General features: G+C 72.1%; 7 protein-coding genes. 3 read left to right on the top strand and 4 right to left on the bottom strand.

The window, feature by feature from the left end; genetic code table 11:
• A partial coding sequence (locus ABD378_RS41455) for an RNA polymerase sigma factor (RefSeq protein WP_425583972.1) occupies positions 1 to 748 on the bottom strand: 748 nt, incomplete at its 3' end.
• A gap of 193 nt (positions 749 to 941) precedes the next feature.
• On the opposite strand from ABD378_RS41455, the gene radA reads away from it, so the two are divergent.
• Positions 942 to 2,360: a DNA repair protein RadA gene (radA, locus tag ABD378_RS41460; protein WP_344530203.1), complete on the top strand. Its 1,419-nt coding sequence runs from the start codon at positions 942 to 944 to the stop codon at positions 2,358 to 2,360.
• 80 nt (positions 2,361 to 2,440) lie between these two features.
• Positions 2,441 to 3,565, top strand: coding sequence for a DNA integrity scanning diadenylate cyclase DisA (disA, locus tag ABD378_RS41465; protein WP_160506437.1), 1,125 nt, complete (start codon positions 2,441 to 2,443; stop codon positions 3,563 to 3,565).
• Positions 3,566 to 3,621: 56 nt separating this feature from the next.
• On the opposite strand, the gene ABD378_RS41470 is transcribed toward disA, so the two are convergent.
• Positions 3,622 to 4,440: a hypothetical protein gene (locus ABD378_RS41470; protein ID WP_344530206.1), complete on the bottom strand. Its 819-nt coding sequence runs from the start codon at positions 4,438 to 4,440 to the stop codon at positions 3,622 to 3,624.
• A 185-nt stretch (positions 4,441 to 4,625) separates the two neighbouring features.
• Here ABD378_RS41470 and ABD378_RS41475 point away from each other — a divergent pair, with 185 nt between their 5' ends.
• Positions 4,626 to 5,285, top strand: a complete 660-nt coding sequence (locus ABD378_RS41475) for a phosphatase PAP2 family protein (protein ID WP_344530207.1) — start codon at positions 4,626 to 4,628, stop codon at positions 5,283 to 5,285.
• Positions 5,286 to 5,324: 39 nt separating this feature from the next.
• On the opposite strand, the gene ABD378_RS41480 is transcribed toward ABD378_RS41475, so the two are convergent.
• Positions 5,325 to 5,978: a response regulator transcription factor gene (locus ABD378_RS41480; RefSeq protein ID WP_344530209.1), complete on the bottom strand. Its 654-nt coding sequence runs from the start codon at positions 5,976 to 5,978 to the stop codon at positions 5,325 to 5,327.
• On the bottom strand, positions 5,975 to 7,486 hold the full coding sequence (locus ABD378_RS41485) for a sensor histidine kinase (protein ID WP_344530211.1): 1,512 nt from the start codon (positions 7,484 to 7,486) through the stop codon (positions 5,975 to 5,977). The genes ABD378_RS41480 and ABD378_RS41485 overlap by 4 nt, the downstream gene beginning before the upstream one ends.
• Positions 7,487 to 7,748 lie beyond the last annotated feature (262 nt).

Raw genomic sequence — 7,748 nt, forward strand, 5'->3', positions numbered from 1 at the left:
CGGCGCGCTCGGCGGTGCGGCGGCAGCGCGGGCAGTCGTCGACGTGCCGGACCAGCTCGCGGCGCAGGGCCGTGCCCAGGAGGAGCTGGTTGTCGCCGGTGAGGCGGGCGACGATCGGGCAGGTGCCGGTCTCCACGACGGCGAGCGCGGCCCGGGTGCGCTCCACCTCGCAGGCGGCCGAGGCGAGGAGGTCGCGGGTCTTGCCGATGTCCAGGCCGATGACCGCGGCGACTTCCTTCGGGGCGAGCTGGTGGCGTACGGCGAGCTCCAGGGCCTCACGCTGCTCGGGCGTCGTCCCCGCGGCCTCCGGCCAGGCCAGCTGGGCGAGTTCACGGCGCCGCTGCCGCTCCGCCTCGTCCGGCGGCGCGGCGGGTCCGGCGGCCTTCGGGACGCGGGAGGCCGGTCCGGAGGCGTGCGTGCCCTGGCGCTTGCGCTTGGCGTCGGCGAGGGCGAGCAGGCAGACCCAGCGGGCGAGGGCGTACAGCCAGGACCTCAGTTCGGCCTCGGCGGCCGGGCCGCGGGAGCCGCGGCGCTCGGCGACGGCGAGCACGTCGCCAAGGGCGGTGGTCGCGGCGTCGTGATCGCAGAGCACGGACAGGCAGTACGTGAACAGGCCGTCCAGACAAGGCTCATAGCGTGCGGGCGGCGCCTGCGGCGCCGAGCGAGGCACAACGCGCTGGCGCGCGTCACGATGCGCCCGGTGTGCGCCGGTTGCTTGCGTGGGGGTTTCCGGCCTGCTGCTCATCACCCGTGCGAAGTTAGGCGGATGATGCCGGGTCGCTCCTCCCACTTGAGCACATTTAATCCTTACGGGTGAACAGATCCCTCAAAAGGGGACAGGAACCCATGATTCCGTGACCCGCGCCCCGGGTCAGGACCGATCGCGCCCCGCACTTCGGTCGATGTCAGTGATGTCAGTGCTGCCCGCTACGGTTCGGTTCATGGCCACCCGTACGAAGACCGGCAACACCGGGAAGCAACGCCCGTCCTACCGCTGCACCGAGTGCGGCTGGCAGACGGCCAAGTGGCTCGGCCGCTGCCCCGAGTGCCAGGCCTGGGGGACGGTCGAGGAGTACGGCGCGCCCGCGGTCCGCACCACCGCCCCCGGCCGTGTCACCTCGTCCGCCCTGCCCATCGGCGAGGTCGACGGCCGCCAGGCCACCGCACGCTCCACCGGAGTGCCCGAGTTCGACCGCGTCCTGGGCGGCGGCCTGGTCCCCGGGGCCGTGGCGCTGCTCGCGGGCGAGCCGGGCGTCGGCAAGTCGACGCTGCTCCTGGACGTCGCGGCGAAGTCGGCGAGCGACGAGCACCGCACGCTCTATGTCACCGGCGAGGAGTCGGCGAGCCAGGTCCGCCTGCGCGCCGACCGCATCAAGGCGATCGACGACCACCTCTATCTGGCGGCGGAGACCGATCTCGCCGCCGTCCTCGGCCACTTGGACGCGGTGAAGCCGTCCCTCCTGATCCTCGACTCGGTCCAGACGATCGCGTCCCCGGAGATCGACGGGGCGCCGGGCGGCATGGCCCAGGTCCGCGAGGTGGCGGGCGCGCTGATCCGCGCCTCCAAGGAGCGCGGCATGTCCACGCTCCTGGTCGGCCATGTCACCAAGGACGGCGCGATCGCGGGCCCCCGCCTCCTGGAGCACCTCGTGGACGTCGTCCTGTCCTTCGAGGGCGACCGCCACGCGCGCCTGCGCCTGGTCCGTGGCGTCAAGAACCGGTACGGGACGACGGACGAGGTCGGCTGCTTCGAACTGCACGACGAGGGCATCACCGGCCTCGCCGACCCCAGCGGCCTCTTCCTCACCCGCCGCACGGAGGCCGTCCCCGGCACCTGCCTGACGGTCACGCTCGAGGGCCGCCGCCCCCTGGTGGCCGAGGTCCAGGCCCTCACCGTCGACTCCCAGATCCCCTCCCCCCGGCGCACCACGTCCGGCCTTGAGACCTCCCGCGTCTCGATGATGCTGGCCGTCCTGGAGCAGCGGGGCCGCATCACGGCGCTCGGCAAGCGCGACATCTACAGCGCGACGGTCGGCGGCGTGAAGCTCTCCGAGCCGGCCGCCGACCTCGCGATCGCGCTCGCCCTGGCCAGCGCGGCGAGCGACACCCCGCTGCCGAAAAATCTCGTCGCGATCGGCGAAGTAGGCCTTGCGGGCGAGGTCAGACGGGTCACGGGAGTCCAGCGCAGGCTGGCCGAAGCGCACCGTCTGGGCTTCACACACGCCCTCGTCCCGTCCGACCCGGGCAAGGTCCCGCCCGGTATGAAGGTCACCGAAGTCGCCGACATGGGCGACGCGCTGCAAGTCCTTCCGAGGTCGCGTCGCAGAGAGGCCCCACGGAAGGACGAAGAGCGCCGGTAGACTTTGCCCTGGTCTCGCCCATCCGTACGAAGCAGACGTACGTTCCGGGGCTTGGACAACCCGCGACCCCGAGGAGTGCAGTGGCAGCCAACGACCGGGCGTCAGCTCCCGGCAAGCCCGGCGGAAGCTCCGGTGCCGAAGGGCTGATGCGCGCCTCCCTGAGCGCGGTCGCGCCCGGTACGGGCCTGCGCGACGGACTCGAGCGCATCCTCCGCGGCAACACCGGAGGGCTCATCGTCCTCGGCTGGGACAAGACCGTCGAGTCGATGTGCACGGGTGGCTTCATCCTGGACGTCGAGTTCACGGCGACGCGCCTGCGCGAGCTGTGCAAGCTCGACGGCGGCATCGTCGTCGACAAGGACATCACCAAGATCCTGCGGGCGGGCGTGCAGCTCGTCCCCGACCCGACGATCCCCACCGAGGAGACGGGCACCCGGCACCGCACCGCGGACCGCGTGTCCAAGCAGGTGGGTTACCCCATCGTCTCCGTCTCCCAGTCCATGCGCCTCATCGCGCTCTACGTGGACGGACAGCGCAAGGTCCTCGAGGACTCGGCGGCGATCCTGTCCCGCGCGAACCAGGCCCTCGCGACCCTGGAGCGGTACAAGCTGCGCCTCGACGAGGTGGCGGGCACCCTGTCCGCCCTGGAGATCGAGGACTTGGTGACGGTCCGCGATGTCACGGCGGTCGCCCAGCGCCTGGAGATGGTGCGCCGCATCGCCACGGAGATCGCCGAGTACGTGGTGGAGCTGGGCACGGACGGGCGCCTTCTCGCCCTCCAGCTGGACGAGTTGATCGCGGGCGTCGAGCCCGAGCGCGAGCTGGTCGTCCGGGACTACGTCCCCGAGCCGACCGCGAAGCGCTCCCGCACGGTCGAGGAGGCGCTGTTCGAGCTGGACGCGCTGAGCCATGCGGAGCTGCTTGAACTGCCTACCGTGGCACGGGCGTTGGGTTACACCGGCTCCCCGGAGGCGCTGGATTCCGCGGTCTCGCCGCGGGGCTTCCGTCTGCTCGCCAAGGTGCCTCGCCTTCCCGGCGCGATCATCGACCGGCTGGTGGAGCACTTCGGAGGTCTGCAGAAGCTGCTCGCTGCGAGCGTTGACGATCTCCAGACGGTGGACGGGGTGGGTGAGGCTCGGGCCCGCAGCGTCCGGGAAGGTCTGTCGCGCCTCGCCGAGTCGTCGATCCTGGAGCGGTACGTCTAGCGGGTGCCGCTGGGTGGGTGGTGAGTTTCCCGCCCACCCACCTGACTGCCCCGCAGTCAGCCCTCTTCAAGCACGAACGACGCCTGCGCCGACCCCAGACCCGGGGCCTTGGCCTCCACGAGATACGTGCCCGGCGCCGCACTTCCCGCCGAAGGCGTCGCACACTGCGGCTCGCTCCCCCGGCGGTCCCACTCGACGGTGTGCGTGACGCGCCCGTCCCCGGGCACGCGCAGCAGCACGCTCCCGTCACCGACAGGGCAGTCCGCCGAGGACCAGATCTCCTTGTCGCTGTCGGCCTGAGTGATCGTCAGCACCGTCTTCTTGCCGCCGAGATCGACCTTGCAGGACTTGCCCGCACTGTTCTGGGCGATGAGTTCGAACTTCGGCTTCTCGCCGATCTCGTACCTGTTCTGGACGCTCCGCAGCTTCAACTTCACGTCGCCGCTCACGCAGTTGGGCACGCTCGACCCGGCGGGCAGCTGTCCGCCCGCACCGCCGCCGCCCTTGGCGCCGTCCTCCGAGCCGCCACCGGCGCCGCCGGAGTCGCCCGAGCCATCGGACCCCCCGGAGTCACCGGAGCCGCCGCCCGAGCCACCGGAGCCGGAGTCGCCCCCGTCCCCCTCGTCGCCCGACTCGTCGCGCCCGCCCGGGTGTTCACTGATGGCGGGCCCGGAACCGGACGGTCCTGGCGTGATGGACGTGGCGGGACCGGAGCCCGACGGCCCGTCGGCGCCGTTGTTCCGGCCCCCACCCCCCAGGGTGAGCACCCACACGACTAGAAGCGCCATCAGCCCGATCAAGGACAGCAGAACGGCCCTCCGACGCCAGTAGATGGTGGAGGGAAGCGGCCCGACCGGATTGCGCAGAGATCCCACGGCCCAAACCTTACGAGAGATCCGCGCCTTGTCCTGCCCCACCCGCCGCCCCGAGCAACAAAGTTTGCGGATCATCATCACGGAACGGCGGACTCCGCTTCCCGAACCCCTGTCTTTCGTCAGGGGTTGTGACGGGTCGATCGCCGGATGTGACGATTCGGGCCCACTCCATACCGTCCGTAATCATGGACACCATGGACGACGATCTCTATCGCGATGTCACCGACTTCGCCCACGACACCCCAACCTGGTTCCAGCACCTCGCCGAGGTGTGGACGGAGCTCGGCCTGCTGCTCTTCGGCGTGCTCTTCATCGTCGCCTGGTGGCGGGCGCGGCGCGGCGACCCCCGCGCCCTCGCGATAGCTGTTCTCGCGCCCCTCGTCACGGCGGTGGCGTACGTGTGCAGCGAGTTGCTCAAGTCCGCGGTCGACGAGGAGCGCCCGTGCCGGGCCGTCTCCGGGGCGCTCACCTCGATCGTCGAGTGCCCTGCGTACGGCGACTGGTCCTTCCCCAGCAACCACTCGACGATCGCGGGCGCCGCGGCCGTCGGCCTCGCGCTCGCCTGGCCGCGGATCGCCGCGCTGACGCTGCCGATGGCCGTGCTCATGGCGTTCTCGCGGGTCTTCGTGGGCGTGCACTATCCGCATGACGTGGCCGTGGGCCTGCTCCTCGGCGCCGCGCTCGCCTTTCTCCTCGTACGTCTGGCCACTCGCCCCGTGGCACGTGTCGTCGAGGCGATGCGCGGTTCCTCGACGGGCGTCGTCAGGTGGTTCGCGGGTCCGGGCAGTCCGACGCCGACGCCGGACGCGACATCGCACCGGCGGCACGCGACGCACCGCCGCTGAGACGTCGGAGCCCATGCCCATGCCCATGCCCATGGAGCATCAGAGCCGCACAAGTCCCGCCTCGTAGGCGACGATCGCCGCCTGAACGCGGTTCTTGACCCCGAGCCGGTCGAGGACCGCGCTCACGTACGCCTTGACCGTGCCTTCGACCAGATGGAGCCGGGCGGCGATCTCCGGATTGGAGAGCCCCTCCCCGACGAGCCCGAGCACCTCGCGCTCACGCGGGGTCAGGGCCGCGGTCCTGGCGCGGGCGTCGGCGTTCCTGCCCATGCGCTGTGCGCCGTAGCCGTCGATGACGTGGCGGGCCACCTTGGGCGAGAGGAAGGCGGCGCCGCCTGCCACCGCGCGTACGCCCGCGATGAGTTCGTGCGGGTCGCCGGACTTCAGCAGAAAGCCGGTGGCTCCGCCGCTCAGCGCCCGCGCGACGTACGCGTCCTCGGAGAAGGTCGTCAGCATCGCGACCGCGGTGCCGGGCAGCGTCCGTACGATCTCCTCGCCCGCGGCAAGTCCGTCGAGCCCCGGCATACGGATGTCGAGCAGCGCGACGTCCGGACGGTGCGCCTGGGCGAGCGCGACGGCCTCCCGCCCGTCACCCGCTTCCGCGACGACCTCGATGTCCTCGCCGGCGCCGAGGATCGCGCGGACGCCGGCGCGGATCATCGCCTCGTCATCGGCCAGCAGTACGCGAATCACAGCACCCACTCCTTCTCATGCTCCCGCACTTCGCCACTGACCCCGGCCTTGGGGATCACACTCTTCTCCACGACGACCCCGCCATCGAAGCAGACCCTGAAGTGCTCGACGGTGACGAAGAGTTCACCGCTGGCGCGGTAGTAGCGGCAGTCGGCCCCTTCGGGGGGCGGGGTCGGGGCGCGTTCCTCGGGCGGGTCGGACGCGGCTCTGTCGGGCAGCAGCCGTTCGGCGGCGGCCTGGGGCTGACCGACGGTGAGCCGCGCGAAGTCGGCCGGTTCGAGGACGGCGTGCGACCTCGAGTACGCGTACCAGGCGAAGGCGCCGCCCACCAGGAGTACGCCGGTGGCCAGGGCGGCTCCGAAGGCCAGCACGGTCCGCCGGCGCGCGTACGCGAGGCCGCCGGGCGCGGGGGCCTCCGGGCGGGGCTGCGGGGAGGTGCCTTCGGGGAGCCGAGCGACGACCCGGAAGCCGTCGCCGTGCGGCCCGGCTTCGAGGGTGCCGCCGAGGTCTTCGACCCTGGCCCGCAGTCCGACGAGGCCCGATCCGGCGCCAGGGCCCGAACCCGGCTGCTGGGCGGCTCCGTTGGTGACGACGACCTCCGCTTCCCTCACCTCGACCGTGACGGGGGCGCCGGGGGCGTGTTTGGCGGCGTTGGTCAGGGCTTCCTGGACAACCCGATGGACGGCGCGACGGCCGTCCTCACCCCCCTCACCCTCCTCGCCGTCCATCACATACCGAACCGGCAGCCCCGAATCGACGGCCCGCTCCACGAGGTCCCGCACACTCTCACCGGCCGGGGCGAGCGGCGCGACCTCGTCGCCCTCCTCCCTCAACAGCCCGATGATCTCGTGCAGCCGGTCGGTGGCGTCCGATGCGGCCACGCGCAGATCGGCGACGGCTCCGCGGTGCCGATCCGGCAGATCGGCGGCCACCTGGAGGGCGCCGGCCCGTACCGCGATGAGGCTCAGCTCGTGCCCGAGGGAGTCGTGCATGTCCTGGGCGATGCGGGCCCGTTCCCGCAGCCGGGCCCGGTCGGCGACGATGCGCTGCTCGCGCTCCAGCTGGGCGGCGCGGGTCCAGCCGGCGGCGGCGAGTTCTCGGCCTTGGCGGAGGTAGCGCCCCGCGAGCCACGGGAAGACCGCTCCGAAGAGCAGCGTCCCCATCAGCACAAGCCACTCCACGACGGGGTCGACCTCGCGTACGCCGATCTTGACCGTCCCAGCCAGGGCAATGGCCCCGAACGCCACAAGAGCAGGCCTGATGCCTTCGGCCCGCCGCCCCATGAGCAGCGCGAAAACGCCCAGCGCGGGCCCGTACGAGAGTGTGAACAGGGAAGGCGCCGCCGCGAGCCCCAGCCCTGCCGCCGCCACGAAGGCCCCCGGCGGCCACCGCCGCCAGGTGCCTGCGGCCAGCCCCAGCACGGCGACCCCGGCAGCCTGCTGCCACGCCGACCGCGGCTCGTTCAGCCCCGCCCGGTCCACGCTCAACGCGGGAGCCACCAACACCACCCAGAGAAGGGCATCCCGCCCCCGTCCACTAACCACCCCGCGACGCTACTTCCCAACCCCCCACAACCACCCCTGCCAATAGTCAGGTCCCCCGAACCAAACAACCTCTCCCACCCACCCACCCGATTACCCCGCGGCACGGGAAGGCGCTTCGCCCGGCCCGTGCCCACGGGGGTGGGCGGGGAGGCGCCTCGTGCGGTCGGGGTGGGCGGGCGATCCGGGCCCACGGGGGGTGGGCAGGGGCGCGTTGTGGCCCGGCTGG

Origin of the sequence: Streptomyces rectiviolaceus, from assembly GCF_039533825.1 — a bacterium.
In the GTDB taxonomy this organism is placed as follows: domain Bacteria; phylum Actinomycetota; class Actinomycetes; order Streptomycetales; family Streptomycetaceae; genus Streptomyces; species Streptomyces rectiviolaceus.